11 protein-coding genes are annotated in these 17,958 nt (G+C 67.2%); 1 reads left to right on the top strand and 10 read right to left on the bottom strand.

Annotated elements, in window-relative coordinates; all coding sequences use genetic code 11:
* Window positions 1-26 precede the first annotated feature (26 nt).
* From EP7_RS05535 to EP7_RS05490, 10 genes are all read right to left on the bottom strand, one after another.
* Window positions 27-1,373, bottom strand: a complete 1,347-nt coding sequence (locus EP7_RS05535) for a hypothetical protein (RefSeq protein WP_463526636.1) — start codon at window positions 1,371-1,373, stop codon at window positions 27-29.
* A gap of 34 nt (window positions 1,374-1,407) precedes the next feature.
* Window positions 1,408-2,727, bottom strand: coding sequence for a glycosyltransferase family 4 protein (locus EP7_RS05530; RefSeq protein ID WP_463526634.1), 1,320 nt, complete (start codon window positions 2,725-2,727; stop codon window positions 1,408-1,410).
* 85 nt (window positions 2,728-2,812) lie between these two features.
* Window positions 2,813-4,243 carry an alkaline phosphatase family protein gene (locus EP7_RS05525; RefSeq protein WP_463526632.1) on the bottom strand — a complete coding sequence of 477 codons (1,431 nt, stop codon included), beginning with the start codon at window positions 4,241-4,243 and terminating at the stop codon, window positions 2,813-2,815.
* Between the two features lie 98 nt (window positions 4,244-4,341).
* A complete protein-coding gene (gene gmd / locus EP7_RS05520) occupies window positions 4,342-5,358 on the bottom strand; it encodes a GDP-mannose 4,6-dehydratase (protein WP_463526630.1) in 1,017 nt (338 codons plus the stop codon).
* 63 nt (window positions 5,359-5,421) lie between these two features.
* Window positions 5,422-6,096, bottom strand: a complete 675-nt coding sequence (locus EP7_RS05515) for an EpsI family protein (RefSeq protein ID WP_463526628.1) — start codon at window positions 6,094-6,096, stop codon at window positions 5,422-5,424.
* Between the two features lie 81 nt (window positions 6,097-6,177).
* A complete protein-coding gene (locus tag EP7_RS05510) occupies window positions 6,178-7,209 on the bottom strand; it encodes an exosortase/archaeosortase family protein (protein WP_463526626.1) in 1,032 nt (343 codons plus the stop codon).
* A gap of 72 nt (window positions 7,210-7,281) precedes the next feature.
* The gene (locus EP7_RS05505; RefSeq protein ID WP_463526624.1) at window positions 7,282-10,137 is read right to left on the bottom strand and encodes a hypothetical protein; all 2,856 of its coding nucleotides are present in this window, start codon (window positions 10,135-10,137) and stop codon (window positions 7,282-7,284) included.
* Between the two features lie 51 nt (window positions 10,138-10,188).
* Window positions 10,189-11,751, bottom strand: coding sequence for an O-antigen ligase family protein (locus EP7_RS05500; protein WP_463526622.1), 1,563 nt, complete (start codon window positions 11,749-11,751; stop codon window positions 10,189-10,191).
* A gap of 26 nt (window positions 11,752-11,777) precedes the next feature.
* A complete protein-coding gene (locus EP7_RS05495; RefSeq protein WP_463526620.1) occupies window positions 11,778-14,036 on the bottom strand; it encodes a polysaccharide biosynthesis tyrosine autokinase in 2,259 nt (752 codons plus the stop codon).
* Window positions 14,037-14,059: 23 nt separating this feature from the next.
* On the bottom strand, window positions 14,060-15,790 hold the full coding sequence (locus EP7_RS05490) for a glycosyltransferase family 4 protein (RefSeq protein WP_463526618.1): 1,731 nt from the start codon (window positions 15,788-15,790) through the stop codon (window positions 14,060-14,062).
* Between the two features lie 769 nt (window positions 15,791-16,559).
* Here EP7_RS05490 and EP7_RS05485 point away from each other — a divergent pair.
* Entirely contained in the window at window positions 16,560-17,948 is a 1,389-nt protein-coding gene (locus EP7_RS05485) for a DNA-directed RNA polymerase subunit alpha C-terminal domain-containing protein (RefSeq protein ID WP_463526616.1), read from the top strand.
* The last annotated feature ends 10 nt before the right edge of the window (window positions 17,949-17,958 follow it).

Raw genomic sequence — 17,958 nt, 5'->3', positions numbered from 1 at the left:
TCCCACTCCGTCGAGACGAACGGCCCTCAGGCCGAGGCCTTGGCGCTCCCGTAGAGGGCCCTGTTGTAAATCCAGAGGAAGGCCAGCGGCGGCAGCGTGGTGTGGCCGTAGACGTAGTAGAACCAGATAAACGGATCATCATTCACCGTCATCAGCCAGGCGTTGTAGAACGTCAGGGGCCACCAGACCTGGGCCCAGGCGGTGTGTGCATAGAGCCTGAAGTATTCATAAGCCGTCTTCAGGATCGCGGCCAGGATCGCCAGGACGATGAAGGTCCCGCCCGCGCCGCCGTTGAGCTGCGCGGCGCCCAGCACGCCGATTGCGGGGCCCGTGAACGTCTCGTCCCGCTTGAACTCCGAGCCCGCGATCCAGGCGGCAACCCACTTGTCGCGGCCGTAGATCGGCTTGTCCCGCCAGATCAGACGCGGGATGTAGGTCGAGTAGAGCCGGCGGTACGACTCGCCGTAGTCGTAGCTCGACTTGTCTGGGACCGTGGACATCATCAGGTAGAAGCCGCCGATCTCCTCGGTCTCCTTGGATGTCTTCTCCGGCGCGGTCTCTTCCTCCCCGCGGCTCGCGAGGTTCGCATTGACCAGGATCGAGTCGGCATTGAATTCCGTGACGTATTGCAGGAACCCCGCCACCGACCGCTCGTAATTCTCATTGCCGCGCCAGCCAAGCGCCAGCGAGACGACCACCGCGCCCAGCACCCCCGTGACCAGCAGCACAACCTTGGGCGGCTTGGTCCCCTTGGAGATGTAGTAGGCGGCGACCGTGGTCAGCAGGCCGATCAGCGAGTGCGACCGCTTGCCGTTGAGCATCCAGATGAACACGTACATGAGCGTGGTGGTGATCCCCGCGAGCCGCAGCGTGGGGCTTGGCGGGTCGCGGTGCATCGCGGAGACGATCAGCATCACGCCGCCGACGACCATGAAGATCGGGAACTGCCGGAGCAGGTTCTCGGCCCCCGACGCGTCGCCGTCGCCGCCGCCGGTGGCGAGCACCAGGCCCGACGAGATCAGGCCCCAGAGGATCAAGGGAGGGACCATGACCCCCGTGGTCACCTGCGACCACCCTGCCGGAGCCCCCGGCAGGAGCTTCGCGATCCGTCGACCAAGCGGCGAGTAATAGACGGTCATGAACCAGGACAGGGCCCAGAACGACCTGAACCCGGCCGCCTCGATCAACTCCTCGCCGTGGACCCGCAGGGCCCAGTCGTGATAAGAGATGGCCTGCACCACGTAGACCTGGAAATAGCCGACGAGGAACATCCAGATCGGCGCGAACGGATCGAATGCCCTGCGAAAGAACTGCGACGCGACCAGCCCGATCACGAGCGCCGCGGTGGCATAAACGTAGGTAAGGTCATTCATGGGGGCCATCCGTGGTGCCAGTCGGTCGGTCGGCTCAGCCCGCGAGCAGGCCGTCGATCTCGGCGTTGATCGACGCCTGGTATCGCGACCAGTCGAACTGCTCGGCACGGCTCCTGGCCGCCTCGCCCATCCTCAGACGGGCATCGACATCCTCGCCCATCCGATGCATCGACGCGGCCAACGAATCCACGTCGGCCGGGGGGACGACCAGGCCTTCGACACCGTCCCTGACGACCGAGCCCGCCTCCGCCGTCAGCACACTCGGCAGGCCGCAGGCCATCGCCTCGTAGGTGACGACCGCGGAGCCTTCGAACAGCGAAGGGAAGACGAAGACATCGGCCGCGGCCATCTTCGCCGCCACCTCGGAATGCCCCAGTCGGCCTAGCAGCTCGACCCGGTCGAGATAGGGCTCCAGCGGGCCGGTCCGCGCCGGCAACGGGCCCAGAAGCTGCAATTTCCAACCGGGTCGGCGGATCTCATCCCAGGCTTGCAGCAAGTAGCCGATCCCCTTGCGTTGAGTAATCCCGCCTGCGAAGAGGAACGTACAGCCCTCGCCCGTACGCTTCTCCAGGTCGGGGCGGAATCGTCGCAGGTCGGCCGCGTAAGGGATCACGCGGATTCGTTCCTCGGGCGTGCCGTGGCGGGCCAGGGTCCGGGCGATGTGATCCGACGGGACGAAGATCCGGTCGGCCCCCTCCAGGTCGCTCAGTCGTCGGTCGTGCAGCCATGCCAGCTCGTCGAGATCGAGCTTGCCGTCGCCCAGATAGATCGGGAAGAACTCAGGCGACAGCTCCGCCTCGCGACGGAGGATCTCCTGCTCCTCGCGGACGTCGCCATGGACCATGCTCAGGATCGACCGGACGCCCAGTCGGCGGCAGGTCGGCCATCCGTGGACCGAGGCCACGTCGCTGAAAAGGAGCGCCACGTCGGGCTTGGTCCGCTCGATCGCGCGGGACACGCGGAGGTCGAACCGGGTCGTCCTCCAGCGAGCGACCTCCCGACGACCGCCCGGGAACCGGCCCGCGAGTCGCCCTTCGGCGGCCAGGCAGAGGTCGACACCGGGGGCCATGCTCACGCGGTCGCGGGGGATCTCCGGGTGATGCCTCCGCTTGGCCAGCCGCCTGAATCGGGCGAACTGGCAGGGGGCCATCTCGCGGACAAACTTCGTCAGCGGCCCGTAGCCGCCGTAATACGTCGACGTCTCGAACCGGGCCAGCCGGCCCGACCGCGCCAATCCCGCGACCGCCTCGTAGCCGGGCGGGCGGGCATCGGGACAGGCGACCAGGACCGAGGGCTCGGGTTGGCCGACCGTCAGGGTCTCGGTGCGTTCTTCGGTGGGTGCCTGGGGAGACACGAGATCGTCCTTGATCCGCGGGTGTCGTCACGTGGGTGCAAAGCAAGCGGGAACGGGAGCAGGCGCGAGCACGATCGAGATCTGCTCAGGTCAGAGCAGGCTCGGCGTCGACAATCGCCTTGACGGCGTGCCCTTGCAGGTCGGTGGGCACGTCCAGGCCAAAGAGGCGCAACACCGTCGGCGTCACGTCCATCAGCTGCATGCCCTGAACCCAGTCGGAGTGCTCGATGCCCGGCCCGGCCGCGATCAGGATCCCCTCGGGGGCGTGATTCGCGTCGTCAGGTCCGGTGTCATTCTCGAACGTGTGAATATTCCCGGTGCCGACCGTGCCGACCGACCTCCAGGTCAGGTTGCCGAAGTAGACGAAGAGGTCGGGCGGGGCAGCCCCGCGCGTCTCTCGATAGAGATTCTCCGGCTTCAGGACCCGTGTGCCCATCGGCCGTCCCTCGTGGTCGGGGATCGCCTCGATCTCGGCGATCAGCTTGTCGCGGGTCGCCTCGTACTGGTCGGCCGGGATGATCCCCTGCGGCTCGCGCCCCTGCACGTTGAGGAACAGCCGGCCGTAATAGCCGCCCGATCCCCAGGCCGTCGTCTTGGACCAGTCGATCTTGATCGCTTCAAGGCGACAGGGGGTCGTCGGCATCTGCTCGGGGACGAGGTAGCCCTTCTGGATGAGCCACTCGTTCAGGGCGACCCCCCCCTCCATGCATTGCGCCCCGTGGTCGGACACCACGAGCACCGTCGTGTCTGCGGGGAGGACGTCGAGCAGCTCACCGATCTTGCGGTCGATGTGGACGTAATAGTCCTCGATCACCGACTCATACGGATTCCCCGGCTCGTACCGGTGATGGTTCTTGTCCATATATTGCCAGAAGGCGTGATGGACGCGGTCGGTGCCCATCTCCACCATCATGAAGAAGTCCCAGGGCTTCGTCGTGAGGAGGTGGCGGGCCAGCGCGAACCGCTTATCGGCCATCCGGACCATCGAGTCGCGGATCTTGTCCTTGCTCGGCGTGCGGAAGTCGGAGACGTCGAACTCGTAGGGGTGCACGTCGGCCAGGCCGGCGATCTCCGCCTTCAGCTCGGGGGGATAGGTGTAGTTGGATTCGATCGAGGGGGTGAGGAAGTCGCTGACCAGGAGCCCGTTGACCGGCCTGGGCGGGTAGGTCTGCGGCACGCCCAGCATGATGACCTTCTTGCCCGCCTTGCCCAGGTAGTCCCAGAGCAGCGGCTCGCGCACGGCCAGCGACGTGGCGGTGGTCATCTTTTCATACGACCGATCGGCCCGGTTGCGAAAGCCGTAATAGCCCAGCGTGCCGGGGTCTTTGCTGGACATCATCGACATCCAGGCGGGCACGGTGATGGGCGGATCGGAGCTTCGCAGCTTGCCCCAGGCGCCGCGCTCGCGAAGCCGGGTCAGGTTGGGCAGCTTGTCCGCCCAGCGCTCAAAGGCCAGGCTCGGCTCGAGGCTGTCGAGCCCGATGATGACGACCTTGGTCTCTGGGGTGCCCGCCATCTGGTGCCGTCCTCGTCTCGATCGTGCGTAGGCGCCTGGTGGATGAATGCGGGGCGACGCCGGCCTTTCGACCGGCGTCACCCGAAGTCGCATCTTGATCAGACCGACTGGTAACCTTGAACATACTTCTCGCGGCGGGCGAGCTCAAGGTCGTGGTCCATCATCATCTTGATCAGGCCTTCGAAGTTGACCTCGGGCTCCCAGCCCAGCACCTTCTTGGCCTTGGTGGGGTCGCCCTGCAGGATGTCAACTTCGGACGGCCGCGTGTAGCGGGTGTCGAACTCGACATAATCGCGGTAATCGAGGTCGACCTGGTTGAAGGCGACTTCCAGGAGGTCGCGGATCGAGTAGGTCTCGCCGGTGGCGACGACGTAATCGTCGGGCTGATCCTGCTGGAGCATCAGCCACATGGCCCGGACGTAGTCGCCGGCGAAGCCCCAGTCGCGCTTGCTCTCCAGGTTGCCCATGACGAGCTTCTTCTGGAGTCCTTCCTTGATCCGCGAGGCGCCCAGGGTCACCTTGCGAGTGACGAACGACTCGCCACGGCGCGGGCTCTCGTGGTTGAAGAGGATGCCCGAGCAGGCGAACATCCCGTAGGCTTCGCGATAGTTGATGGTCTGCCAGTGGCCATACAGCTTGGCGCAGGCATAGGGGCTGCGTGGGTGGAACGGCGTGTGGAGGCCCTGCGGCGGGGCTTCCGAGCCATACATCTCGGAGCTGGACGCCTGGTAGAACTTGACCGGCTTGGACTTGTTCAGGTGGCGGCACGCTTCGAGGATACGCAAGGTACCCAGGCCGACGACGTCGGCGGTGTACAGCGGCTGGTCGAAGGAGACGCGGACATGGCTCTGTGCTCCGAGGTTATACACCTCGTCGGGCTTGATCGTCTCGACCAGGCCGGCGAGGCTCGACGCGTCGGCGAGGTCGGAATAGTGCAGCTGGAACCGGTCGCCGTAATCGTTGCCGCCGTAGAACAGGTGGTCGATGCGTTGGCGGTTCAGCGTGCTGGCCCGGCGCACCAGGCCGTGGACCTCGTATTCCGGCTTACTCAGCAGGAACTCGGCGAGATAAGAACCATCCTGCCCGGTGATCCCGGTGATCAACGCACGTTTCATCGGCTCGCTTCCTTTTCGGCCAGTCGACCGGTTCCGCCGGATGTTGGGTCCAGGGCCCTACGATCAGGGGACGTGATATTCCGCCCGCTCCTCGGGCAGGAATCGATCCAGTTCCACCATCAGCGCATCGACGAAGCCACGGAGGACTTCTCCGTCCGGGTCCAGCTCTCCCGAGCAGAAGACCTCGACAGTCATCCCCGAGCCTCGGGTTGTTCGTCCGTGACTGCTCCGACTGGTGATCGGCAACTGGCGGACGAGGCGCTCCAGGCGACCTTCTCCGAAGATGTAGTACCAAAACCCGATGCTCTGGACCAGTTCACCTTGCGAGTAGACGAGCCGGCTCAACTTGACCGGCGGACCCGCGCGGCGGTCCACCGTCATCACCTTGCACAATGACTCGGCCTTGACCCAGCCGGTCGAGGGGAGGCAGACCTCGGGCGAATGCCGCATGTTCAAGCCACGACTGGAGTAATTGATCCAGAGGCCGAACTGGACGCCGGGGTTGCGAGACGACTCATACACCCGGTTCAGGCAATCATCCGTCTGGGCCCGCTCGCGGATCGAGGGGTCGATCGGCACATCACGGCCGCTCCAATCCCCGAGCGAGAGCGGCAATTCTTCGAGCGATTTTCGAAGCTCGGGTCGGTCGGTCTGGGTGACCACCTCCAGGGCGGCCTGGGCCCCGATGCCCGTCAGGAGCAAGGTAGAACAGGCGATCAGTCGGCAGATGGGGCTCATGCTCAACCTTCGAGCAAGCGTCGCTCGACCTCCAGAATGAGTGGGTGCGTCCAGGATGCATCGGCGACCCCGGAGGGGCGGTCAGCCGGCCGGTTCCATCTCGAATCGGAAGTCGCCCAATGTCGCGTCGGCGGTCTTGGCGGCCGGCGGGGGATCAGAGGGCTTGCTCGGACCACGGGGCTCCAGCACGTCGGAGATCACGTCGAGCAGTCGACAGCCGCCGTAGAGCATCGACAGGCCGAAGCCCATCATGAGCAGCCCTTCGACCGTGTGGAATGCGCCCGAGGCGTAGCGGGGGTCGATCTTGTAGGAGATCCAGCCGGTCAGGGAGACCCGGACGATGTTCGCCGTCAGCGCGATCGGGACCGATGCCACGACGATCGCGGTCCTCTGCCAGACGGGCCGAGAGGCGCCGTAGGCCACGGCGGTCGTCAGGGCCAGGAAGCCGGTCAGTTGCCGCATCCCGCTGCATGCCTCGGCCACGAAGAGGCGGATGTCTCCGGGCAGGGTGAGGAAGTTCCCCTGGCAGAGGACCGGGATCCCGATCGTGTTGAGCAGCCGGGAGGCCACGCGGCTGACCATCAGTTGCAGGGGCGACGCGATCAGGGCATAGAGCGCCACCGGCAGCGGGATCATGAACACGAGGAATCCGATCGCGAACCCGAACCGCCTCAAGGCGGTCGTGCCGGCCAGCAGCGAGCAGATCCCCGCGATGCCCAGCAGGAGCGCCCCGTCGGCCACGAACCCGACCGGGACCAACACGGTGGCCAGACGGCCGAGCACCGACAGCACGATCAGGGTCAGGCCGAGCCCCACGCCCCTGGTGCGCTCGATCGGCCCCCCCTTCATCGCTTCATTCACAAAATAGATGCTGATCAGGGGGACGAGGAAGCCGTGGCTGTAATTCTCGTCCGTCGACCAGATGTAGGCGAAGTGCCTCAGGTTCGAGGCAAACAGCCAGGCCATCAGCCCGAGGCACGCCGCGGCACCGATCAGGTCGACCCGTCCCGCGGGTGAAAAAATGGACCGCTCGATCCACTCGACGAGCGGAGGACGATCGGGACCGGTTCGCGATGGCGGGGGGGGCTTCATGGGTTCGGTGGTGCTTGGCATCGGATGCGTCCCCATCCTGGAAGAGGTGTCCATCAATGGAAGCAGGCGGGTTGACGGGGGCCGGCGGGCCGATTACTGCGCCGTGATGCGTGTGTCGCCCCGGCCGCCATCTTCCTGCATCTGGGTGCTGACGGCGCGGCCGGTGATGGCGTCATTCGGGTCGGTCGACTTGGCCGCCTCCAGCGCCATCCGCCGCTTGCCGCTGTCGGCCTGCCGCGACGCGAGGTCGGCCACGTTCATCCACCACGACCGCTTGACGACGTCCAGCGGCATCATGGCGATGGCCACGCGGTAGTGTTCTTCGGACTCGGCGAATCGGCCCAGCAGCGCCAGGGCCTCGGCGCGGGCGGCCCGCTCGATCACGGCCTCCGGCCCGTCGCCCTTCACCGCGTCGGCTCGGTCGATCACCCGCTTCAACGCGGCGTCGGCCTCGGCGGAGCGGCCACGCTCACGCAGAACTCGAGACGCGGCCAGTTGCGCGACGGCGAAGTCGGGCACCGCCTCGATCCAGCGTGGGTCGTTCGACCAGGCGGGTTGCTCGGCCATGTCCTTCAACGTGGAGGCGATTGCCCCCTCGAAGGGGAGGGAGTAGCGGTGGGCGGGCTCGTCCAGATATTCGGGGGCGGGCAGGTCATCCAGGTCGGTCGTGATGGCGATCTCGAGGGCGTGCCGATAAGCGTGGAGCGCCTGTTCAAGCTTGCCCGCGCGAGCCAGCGTGTGGCCGGCCGACGCCAGCGTGGCCGAGTCACGGCCCAGCCCCATGGCGCCCCACGGCTGGGAGTCGTCGCCGGCATCCCTGGAGAGGGCGAATCGGGTGGCCGAGGCCAGAGGGGAGGCCCCATGCGCCGCGTTGAGCGCCTCGGAAACCTGGGCCGTGTCGGCCCCACCACGGTGCAGCGCGACCGCCCAGTGGTACATATGCCTGGGCGTGGTCCGCCACCAGGTCGTCGAGGGGCCGGTCGCGGTCTCGAGGTCGACCACACGGGGGCCGCGTTCCGCCAGCAGCAGGTCGGCGACCGCGCCCGCAGCCTGGTCATCGCGGGCCCACTGCCAGCTGAGACTCAGGCCACCGAGACCCAGGGCGAGCACCGCCGCGGCCGCGGCCGGAGTGGCCACCCAGGCCGAGATCGACCAGGAATCGGGAGACCGGCGTTCGGTCGGGTCGGGGAATCGCACGGACTGGGCCGATCCTTGGAGCCTCGGGGGCTTTGAACTCGCGTCCGACGGCTCAGTCTCACGGCTCCGCGCCGCATTGGCGGCGTAATTTTGCATGATCTGCCGGACGCTCGGCCACTCTTCCTCGGCCGACCTGCGCTTCAGCGGCTCCAGCGGCCTGGGATCCGGGGCACGCTCGGCCCCCGATCGCGCGAGCCGGATGGGCGACTCGGCCGGAGGAACCTCGACCTCGACCTCCGCGTTGGCCTCGATCGCGGGTTCCTCGACCTCGGAGACCTCGAACGGATCGGAGACCTCGAACGCCTCGGCAACCTCCGCCTGTACAATCGGGGCTTCGTCTTCCACCGCGTCGGCAACGTCAGCGGCGTCGGCGACCTCCTCCTCGACCTCGTCGACTTCAGCCTCAACGGCAGAAGCTCGCCGCCGGAAACCCAGCAGGGACGAGATCCAGCCCCCCCTGGGGCGTTCTTCGGCCGCGTCCAGCTCGACGACGCTCGATTCGATCTCTTCGGGAACAAACTCGACGATCGGTTCGGCGTCGAAGGTTTCTACCACGGAGGAGAATTCGATCGCGGACATCGTCTCGGCAAATGTCTCGATCTCGATCGGACGGCCCGAGACCGGCTCGTGCTCGGCAGTTGGCGCCGGAGCCGGCAGCGATAGGGTCGGCTTCTCCAACTGCTTCATGAACGACGGATCGGCCGCCGGATTGGGGATGATGACCATCGACCGCTCGCCCGATTGGAGCGCCACGGAGAGCGCATCCATGAACGGGTTCGGCAGGGCCGGTAACTCGTCGATTAACCTCGTCGGCGCAGCCGGCTCGAACGCGGGAACCTCGGCTTCGACAGGCTGAGGGATGGGAGCCCGGACCTCGATCGGATCGGGAACCGGCTCAACGACAGGGAGGGGTTCGATCCGGGACCGGGCGGCCGCCGGCTTCAGTGGCGGGGCCGCCGGCCTGAGGGTCGGAGTGGGCGAGTAGGAAGGGGTCCTGGTCTCGCGACGTGCGGCGAGGGGATCCGGAATGCCTCGCGTCCGAGTTGCCGCAGACGGAGCGATGATCCGCGACACGGAGGGCGGATCGGGGAGCGGCCTGACCTGCGGTTGGGGCGCACGCCGCGTGACCGAGGCTGACCCAAGATTCGATGGCGTCGGCCTCGGGGCCGCCGGGGGGGTGGTCGTTGCGGCCTGGCTGCGGTCCCGAAGGGTCTCGCCCGCGGCCTTCCAGCGTGCCTCCCACCGGGCCTCGCCCTGGCGGGCCTTGAGCCACCGCTCGCGCTGGCTCAGTCGCGATTCCCAGCGAGAAAGGCGATCCTTCTCTCGGGCTTCGTCCGAACCCTGATCGGGCTGGTCGCCATCGAGGACGACCGGCGACTCAACCGGATGGGCGTCGACTTCGATCGTCGCCGCGGAATCCGCCGGGGTCCGAGCCTCGCCCGAGGCGCCGGCCGACTTGAGGGTCAGCCAGTAGCTGCCCAGTCGCATCGTCATGCCCAGGGCCAGCGGGCGGGGACGATCCACGGCCCGACCGTCGACGAGCAGGCCGCCGGCCGAGGCCATCGGCTGCGCGTGCCAGGTTTCCCCGCGGCGTCGCAGCAGGACCTCGACGTCGGCCAGGCCCGGCTCGTCCGGGAGCCTGACCTCGCACTCGGGGCCGACGCCGATGCGCACCGACGCGCCCACCAGCTCGACGACGTGGGTCGGCGCCGAGTCTCTCGACCGGATGTGCAGATACGTAGATGTAGGCATCGGTCCGTCGCCTCCTCCATGAGCCGCGACGCGCATCGGGCGGTCACTTCGTCAGTCCCGCTCGATGAACAGGTCCGTTGCACCGGCAAGCCAGCGATTCAGGGTTCCACCCAGGGCGCTGGCGGCCATCGCCACGGCGGTCGTCTCGACCGACCAGTGGACCGCCGAGAATACCCCGAACCCGACGGTCGCGCCAACCAGGCTCGTCGACAAAACCCGGTCGGCCGACCCAACCCGCCTGATCGCCGCCGGCAGCTTGATCAGGCCCCAGAGCGCCGCGATGCCGGCCAGTCCGATGCCGGCGAGCCCCGCCTCGGCCCAGAGCCGCAGCAGGCTGCTCTGCGCCGTGGTCGTCGCCGCGTCGGCCTCTTTGTAAAGTGGGAGTACCGTCGGGAAGGTCCCCATCCCGGCCCCCATCAGCGGGAAGTCGCGGCCGATCCGCGCGGCCTCCTTCCAGAGGACCGAGGTGTCGTGCCAGCCGTCGCGGGCCACCCACGAGCGGGCCGCCTCGGGCATCAGGCTCGACTCGCCCAACTTCACGCCCCCCGCCAGTGCCACCACGACGAGCGAGGTTGCCCCCAAGGCCGACCAGCGCAGACCGGACGGCCAGGCCGCGGGCAGGCCGACGAGCAGCACAGAGAGCACGAAGGGCAGCACCAGCAACGGCCCGGCGATCGCGCCGATGAGGACGGCACCCCCGAGTCCCAGCACCGTGCCCAGGAGCACGAATCCCCCCTGCCCCGATGTATCGAGCCTCGACAGAAGTGTCTCACGGCTGCCACGCGGGGCCATCGACTGGAGGGTCATTCCCAACGCAAGAGGGAGTCCGAGCGCGGCCAGAGCCAGGAAGGCGCCGGGGCCGCCCATCAGCGTCCCCAGGTTCATCGGGCGTTCCGGCCGATCCACGCCCCAGGCCGCCTGGCCCACGCGTTCATCGCTCAGCACGCGGAAATGTGTTTGATTGGGCACCGACAGGAGATCATCGGCCGTCGGCGCCCACGAACGTCCCGAGCCAGGGCCGAAGGTCCCGAGCAGCCCGCTCGACTGCCCGCCCAACTGCACGAGGGCCAGCGCCGTATTCAGGTAAAACGCCCAGACCACCGCGCCCCAGACGAGATTGAGCCGCTGGAGCCGGTCGGCGAAGTGCGAAACCGCCCAGAAGAGGCAGAGGCAGGTCATCGCGCCGACTGCCCATCTCAGGGTCGCCGCGCGATCCACGCTCACTGCCGACCGCAGAGTGCTCGGCTCGGGCAGGACCGCTTCGGGGTCGTCCGCCAGAACCACGTCGGAAAGCAGGCCTCGTGCATAGGCATCGTGCGATCGGGAGGAGACTTTCCCTGCGATCGATGCCGGAAGCGGCACCAGTTGCAGCACCGCCAGGCCAATTGCCAGGAGGCCCAGGCCCGCGAGGGGGCTCTTGAGCATCCGCATCCGACCTTCAAGCGTCCCGCGGGCCACCATCAGCGCCGCGATCAGGACGGCCAGGGCCGCCAGGACCGGCCTGGCCCACCAGACCGCCCCGCCGAAGGCCAGCGCCGAACCCAGAACCATCGTCGCGATGGACACGGCCAGGGCCCGATCGATTCCGTTGCGAAGTCGTAATTGCCAGCTCAAGCGACCGCCTCCGTGCGAGTCTCGATTCAGGACCGGAACGACCCCGAGCCCGCGGGCAGCGCCGCGGCCTCATCGTCCGACCCATCCGCCCGCGCCTCGCGGCCAAGCTCCAGGCCCGTCGTGAAGAGGGCCTCTCTGCCATAGCTCGACCAGTTTTCCCAGTCGTCCGACAGGGCATTGAACACAACACCGACGAGCGGCACCTTCGACTGTTCGAGCATCGCCTTGGCACGCTGCAAGGGCCGCAGCTCCAGGGCACCGGCCCGCACCACCATCAGGGCCCCGTCCACCATCCGGCCCAGCATCCGGCAGTCGGCCAGGCCAAGGATCGCCGGCCCATCCAGGATGACGCGGTCATAGTGATGCTGCGACAGGCTCTTCAGAAGCTGGCGCATCTCCAGCGTGCCCAGGATCTCGACGGGGATCTTGCTCGTGTCGCCCGCCGGGATGAAGTCGAGGTTGGGGATCTCGGTCCGGACAACAGCCCGCGACCAGGGGATATCCTCGGCCAGCACGTCGACCAGTCCGAGATTGTGCCCGTCGTCTGGGAACGCCGACGCCAGGCTGGGACGGCGGAAGTCCACGTCCACCAGCAGAGTCCGCTCACCGGCGCGGGCACAGGTGGCGGCCAGGTTCAGGGCCGTGGTGCTCTTCCCCTCGCCGGCCTTGGCGCTGGTGATCAGCAGCGTGACCATCGGCCCGTCGGGCCCGGTCAGGCCCAGCAGACTCGCCCGCAAATTGCGATAGGCGTCCGCCTCCAACGATGTTGGTGCGCCGGGGGTCCAGAGGTGCCCGCCTCGGTGGACGCGGGCCGTCCTGCGGATGCGCGGGATGACGCCGAAGAGTGGCAGTCCCAGTCCTGTGGTCAGGTGCTCGGGCACCTTCACCGACTTATCCAGGTGCTCCATGCCGCAGACCAGGCCGACGCCAAGCCCGAGGCCAAGGATGGCGCAGGCGATGAAGTAGACCGGCCGGTTCGGCCGGACCGGCGTCGTCGGCTCGCTCGCATTGCTGATGATCGTGACGGGCTCGCCCTGCGTCTGCGAGATCGCGTCATAGCTCTGCTTCTTGCCCTCGGTCTCGGCAAGGAGCACATGAACGCGCCGACGCTCTTCCATCAGGTTCTGGAAGTCGTGGAGGTCGGGCATCGAGTCCTGCAACTTCGTCAGGGCCGACTTGGCCTTCTCATGGATGCTCTCGACCTCGGCCTTGGCGGTCTCGATCACGAAGCCCGTCCGGTCCTCGTGCTCGACGGGAGCCGTGGCACCTTGGCGATACTGCTGGATCTCGTCCATTACCTCGTTCAACTCGCCCGACAGGAATTTCAGGCCGGGGTCTCCCTTGGGATTCCTGGTCGCCTTCATCGCCTTCTTCATCCGGCCGGTCAGCAGGCGCCGCTGCCGTTCCAGCTCGGCCAGAGCTCCGGCGGAAGGGTTGGCCGGCGATGCGTCGCGAAGGGTCGGATAAAGGCTCTCGAGCTGCATCTTCTGGGCGAGGTCGTCCACCTGATTCTGCTTGCGGGCCTCCATCCCCTTCAGATATTCATATTCGTCCTCAACGAGACTCTTCCCCTCGGGGCCGATCGTCGTCGAGCTCGTCAGTCGGCGGGTGATCTCCGAGTCGAGGACGGCCAACTTCTTTTGCAGGGTGTTCAGCTGCTCGGCCGCGAAGTGCTTGTTCCGCTCCAGGAGGGCGCTGCTCTCCTCCTTGCTGCGGTCCTTGAATTCCGCGAGCAGGGCCCGCAGTAGCACCATCGTCTGCGCCGGGTCCGTCCCCTCCAACGAGATGTGGTAGTGGCTCGTCCCGGGCTGGATCTTGTGCTGGAGGTTGGCCATCAGCTCGGCCGCGAGGTCGGTCCCGGCGGCCGCCGACTGGACGATCTCGGGCCGGGTCAGAACCTTGTCGGCCAGGTATTTGCTGCGCAGGATCTGGATCTGGTTGGGCGCGAACTTCGCGTCCGCCTCGGCGTCCCGCCTCACCACGTCGTGGGCCAGCAGGGCGCTCATCCCGTGGTCGCTCTGCGGGCGTTCGATCTTGATCTCCGCGACCGACCGGTAGATCGGCGTCAGCCGAAGTGCGTACCAGGAGCCGGCCATGATGATCGGGAAGGCCAGGGCCAGGGCCAGCCAGAACCGCCGGCGCAACGCCCTGAGGTAATCGGCAGGCCCCTTCGTCGCGCCGCTCGAGTGCGGGATCACGTGGGCGTGCAGGTGGCCCGCGGACGCACCGTAGCTGGTCGTCGGGGCGGGCCTGGGGGCCGCGTTGTAGGCTTGGATTCCATCCATGGAACGCATGTCTCCCGGTGAGATTACTCGTCGGTGAGCGAAGGATGGCGTGGCATCGTGCCGGAACCGCCTCGGATCATCGAGCGCAGTCGGTTGAGCGGAGTCCAGACGGGCGCGATCAGGAAGCCCGCCGGAACCGCCAGAATTTCGCGGGGCTCCGCCGCGGGCGTCTGAGACGCGATCACCCGGGGAGCCGCGGGACGCGGCGCGGTATCAGTCGCGGTGACGGGCGATTCTTCGCGATCCATCAGAAGACCCACCCGCTCGGCGGTGGCAAGCGAGAGCCGCTGAAGGAACCGGAAGGCGATGTCCGCCTCAAGGCTCGACTCGGAGTCCTGATGCAGCGAGACCGCCATCTCCAGGTCGTCTCCGCAATCCAGTCGGAACGTGGCCGTCGGGCCCGACACCGGCGTCTCGGCATTCAGCTCCCGCAACGATTCGACCTCGCGGCGGAAGATCGACTCGCCCCGCCGAAAGCACTCGACCCGCAGCGAGTCGCAGCCCAGCTTGCGGGCGCTATCGGCCACGATCTCGTGGACCCGGTCGGGCGTCTCGCAGAGCTCGATGCGCTGGATCGCCTCCCAGGTCACCTTCGCCGCGAACCGCTCCTGCCGCCCGCGAACCAGCCGGCTCTGGAGGTCGCCCCGCAGGCAGGCGAGCTCATCGCGGCGGCTCGTCAGAATCAGCAGGAAGGCCAGGCAGCCCGAAATCCCCAGCACCAGGGCCAGCACTTCATTATTGAAGGCCACGCCGATCATGACCACGCCGCAGAGGAACCCCGAGAAGCAGTACAGCAACAAGGCCGCCTGCGCCGGGTTCAGGCCTAGGCCGATGAGAAGGTGATGGACATGCCGACGGTCGGCCGAGCTGAGCGGCAGGTTCCTCACCCAGCGGCGGAAGATCGCCATCGCCGTGTCGGAGATCGGCAGGCCCATCGCCAGGATCGGGAATAGGATCGAGATCGTCGAGGGGCCCTTCAACGACCCCTGGACGCCGATCACACCGATCAGGAGCCCGATCAGCAGGCTGCCGCTGTCGCCCAGGAAGATGCAGGCCGGATGCCAGTTGTACAGGAGGAACCCCGCCAGGCTGCCGGCCAACGACGCGGCCAGGATGGCCACACCTAGGTTGTCCTGGTGAATCGCCACAAGCATCAGAGTGCCGCTGACGAGCAGGCCCACGCCCGAGGCCAGCCCATCCATGCCGTCGATCAGGTTCCAGATGTTCATGCAGGCGAGGAACCAGAACGTCGTGGCAAGCAAGGATGGCAACGCGACCGAGAGCGTCCCGCCCGCCAGGGCCAGCTCGAACGTCGGCCGGCTCAGGTCGATGGAGAACCCCAGCAGGTTCAGGCCATGCACCCGGATCCCGCCCATATAGAGGACCAGGACCGCGGCCCCCTGCCCCAGGAGCTTGACCCTCGGCGACATCTCCTTCGAGTCGTCGACCGCGCCAATCAGCAGGACGATCAGGCCGGCGCAGGCGATCGGCAGGAGCGTCGCCCGCCAGGCCTCGAACTCCGACCAATCCGCGGGAGGCGCACCCAATGCGGCGGTGAGCAGCCCCAGCGCGATGCCGAAGGCCAGGCCCAATCCCCCCATCCTCGGGGTCGCCCCCTTATGGACCCGACGGAACTGGTCGGGCTTGTCGATCGCGCCGGCCCAGACCGCAATACGCGTGACGACCGGGGTCGCCAGGACGCAGCCCATGAAGGCGACGGCGAAAATCATCAGATAAGCGTTCGAGATCATCATGTCTGGGGCGTTTCCTCGACGGGGTGCGTCGGGACGGTCCGGTCCGCGGCGATTGCCCTGCGCCTGGTTCCATCGGCAGGCCGGCGAGACTGCGGGGAGCCCTCGACGGCGCGCAACGCGGCAAGCACGTGCGACGACGCCGAGAGGCGACGACGTGATGTTGCGCCTGCCACGACTTCGTGAGACGCAACACAGTCGGAGATCGGTGAGAAACTGGGGCCGCTGCGATCGCCGGCATCCCGCCGACCGATCCGCGTCAGGTCGACGCGAGCCCCCGCACATCCATGCGCATGAATGATTCGCGATCCAACGCGATCCTCTGTAGGTGCAATTTCCGGGTCGATCCGCCGAGGCCGTTCCGCCAGGGCCGGAGACCTCTGTAGGCGAGGGCAGTATTGCCCCGGCCACAATCCAGGTCAAGCCGAGATCCGACCATTCCGACCCGGTTCGACTCAAGTCGAGCCGCCTCAATGCCGAAGGGACCTGTCCTCGGATTCCAGGCTGGGTCGGGCCATCCCCGCTCGTGGGTTCCCCTCCCAATCGCGGTCCATCGTTCGCCCGGGAACATGGAGGAGTGCCCCGCGAACCGCCCGGAAGCCCTGACGCACACGCATGCATTGATCGGGGGCTTGCACTTCGCGTGAGTCCTGTTAGACTGAGTGTCCATTGATAGGCCACCGGCGCGAGCGTCAGTCTGGGACGAGACTTGGCCCGCGGTCCATGCGCGCCCTCCCGTGCTTGGCGTCGGATGGTGAGGAGATCGAGACGGATGGCCGAACTGACTTCCGATGTCCGCACCCTGCTTGACCGCGAACCCTTCACCGCCTCGGCCGTCGCCGACCTGCGTGAGGCGCTCGGGCGAGACCCGTCGCGCTATCGCACCCTGCGCGACGCCGTGGCGGTCATCCGCGATCGACACAAGGCCAACCCCGTCCCCGATGCCTCGCTCCGGATCGGTGTCGGCGAGGTCCTCATGGGCCGCTACCAGCACGGCCTTGACCATCTCAATCGGGCGGGCGACAACGGCCTCGGCCTGTTCCACAAGGGCCTTGCTTACCAGAACATCCAGCGTTGGGACGACGCCGCCGCGGCCTTCGCCGCCGCCGCCGCCGCCGGCCACGAGCCCCGCGTCTCCGAACTCCACCGCGTCGGCGCCCTTCGCCGCGCCGGCCGCGTCGAAGAGGCCCGTGCCCTGCTCGACACGCTCGAAACCGGCTCCGGCGGGACCGCCGAGTACCATTTCCAGCTCGGTAGCCTGCTGACCCTCGAAGGCGACATCACCGGCGCCGTCTCCGAGTTCGAGAAGGCGATCGCCTCGGACAGGCAGCACACCGGCGCCTTGTTCGAGCTGGCTTATTACAACGACCTCAATGGCAACGATGGCGAGGCACTCGAATATTACCGCGAGTGCCTGAAGCGGCCCCCCGTCCCCATGGCCGCCCTCATCAACCTGGGCGTCCTGTACGAAGACAGGATGGAGTTCCGCGAGGCGGAGAAGTGCTACCGCCAGGTGCTCTCCTTCGACCCCAACCAGCCCCGCGCCCGCCTCTTCTTCCGCGACTGTCGCGCCAGCCGCGACATGTACTATGACGAGAACCTTGAGCGAGACAATCTCGCCAAGGGCAAGCTCATGGAGATCCCGGTCACCGACTTCGAGCTGTCGGTCCGGAGCCGTAACTGCCTCCGCAAGATGAACATCCGGACGCTCGGCGACCTCACCCGGACCACCGAGGCCGCGCTGCTCGCCTCCAAGAACTTCGGCGAGACCAGCCTCGCCGAGATCAAGGAGATGATGCAGTCGAAGGGCCTCTGGCTCGGCCTCGCCCTCGAAGGCGGCCAGCAACACGCGGCGGCAGCCGGACTTGGCGGCAGCGGCGGTGGCGGCGGCGGTGGTGGCGGCGGCGGAATGGGCGGGCACGACTCCGGCCACACCGAGATGTCGCAGGAAGAGCGGGCCATGATGGCCAGGACCATCAGTGAGCTGAACCTCTCCGTCCGCGCCCGCAAGTGCATGACGAAGCTCGGCTGCCAGACCGTCGGCGAGCTGCTCAGCTACACCGGCGACCAGCTCCTCGAATGCAAGAACTTCGGCGTGACCTCCCTCAATGAAGTCCGTGAGAAGCTCGCCGAGCTGAATCTCAAGCTCAAGAACGAGTGAGTTTCGCCCG

The sequence above is a fragment of the Isosphaeraceae bacterium EP7 genome, assembly GCA_038400315.1.
Classification (GTDB): Bacteria; Planctomycetota; Planctomycetia; order Isosphaerales; family Isosphaeraceae; genus EP7.
The sequence above is the reverse complement of the archived record's forward strand: the minus strand, read 5'-3'. Positions and strand labels throughout refer to the sequence as shown.

Coding starts and splice junctions, on each gene's coding strand:
- EP7_RS05535 (WP_463526636.1), bottom strand. CDS start 1,373: ATGAATGACCTTACCTACGTTTATGCCACCGCGGCGCTCGTGATCGGG.
- EP7_RS05525 (WP_463526632.1), bottom strand. CDS start 4,243: ATGGCGGGCACCCCAGAGACCAAGGTCGTCATCATCGGGCTCGACAGC.
- gmd (WP_463526630.1), bottom strand. CDS start 5,358: ATGAAACGTGCGTTGATCACCGGGATCACCGGGCAGGATGGTTCTTAT.
- EP7_RS05515 (WP_463526628.1), bottom strand. CDS start 6,096: ATGAGCCCCATCTGCCGACTGATCGCCTGTTCTACCTTGCTCCTGACG.
- EP7_RS05510 (WP_463526626.1), bottom strand. CDS start 7,209: ATGCCAAGCACCACCGAACCCATGAAGCCCCCCCCGCCATCGCGAACC.
- EP7_RS05505 (WP_463526624.1), bottom strand. CDS start 10,137: ATGCCTACATCTACGTATCTGCACATCCGGTCGAGAGACTCGGCGCCG.
- EP7_RS05495 (WP_463526620.1), bottom strand. CDS start 14,036: ATGGATGGAATCCAAGCCTACAACGCGGCCCCCAGGCCCGCCCCGACG.
- EP7_RS05490 (WP_463526618.1), bottom strand. CDS start 15,790: ATGATGATCTCGAACGCTTATCTGATGATTTTCGCCGTCGCCTTCATG.
- EP7_RS05485 (WP_463526616.1), top strand. CDS start 16,560: ATGGCCGAACTGACTTCCGATGTCCGCACCCTGCTTGACCGCGAACCC.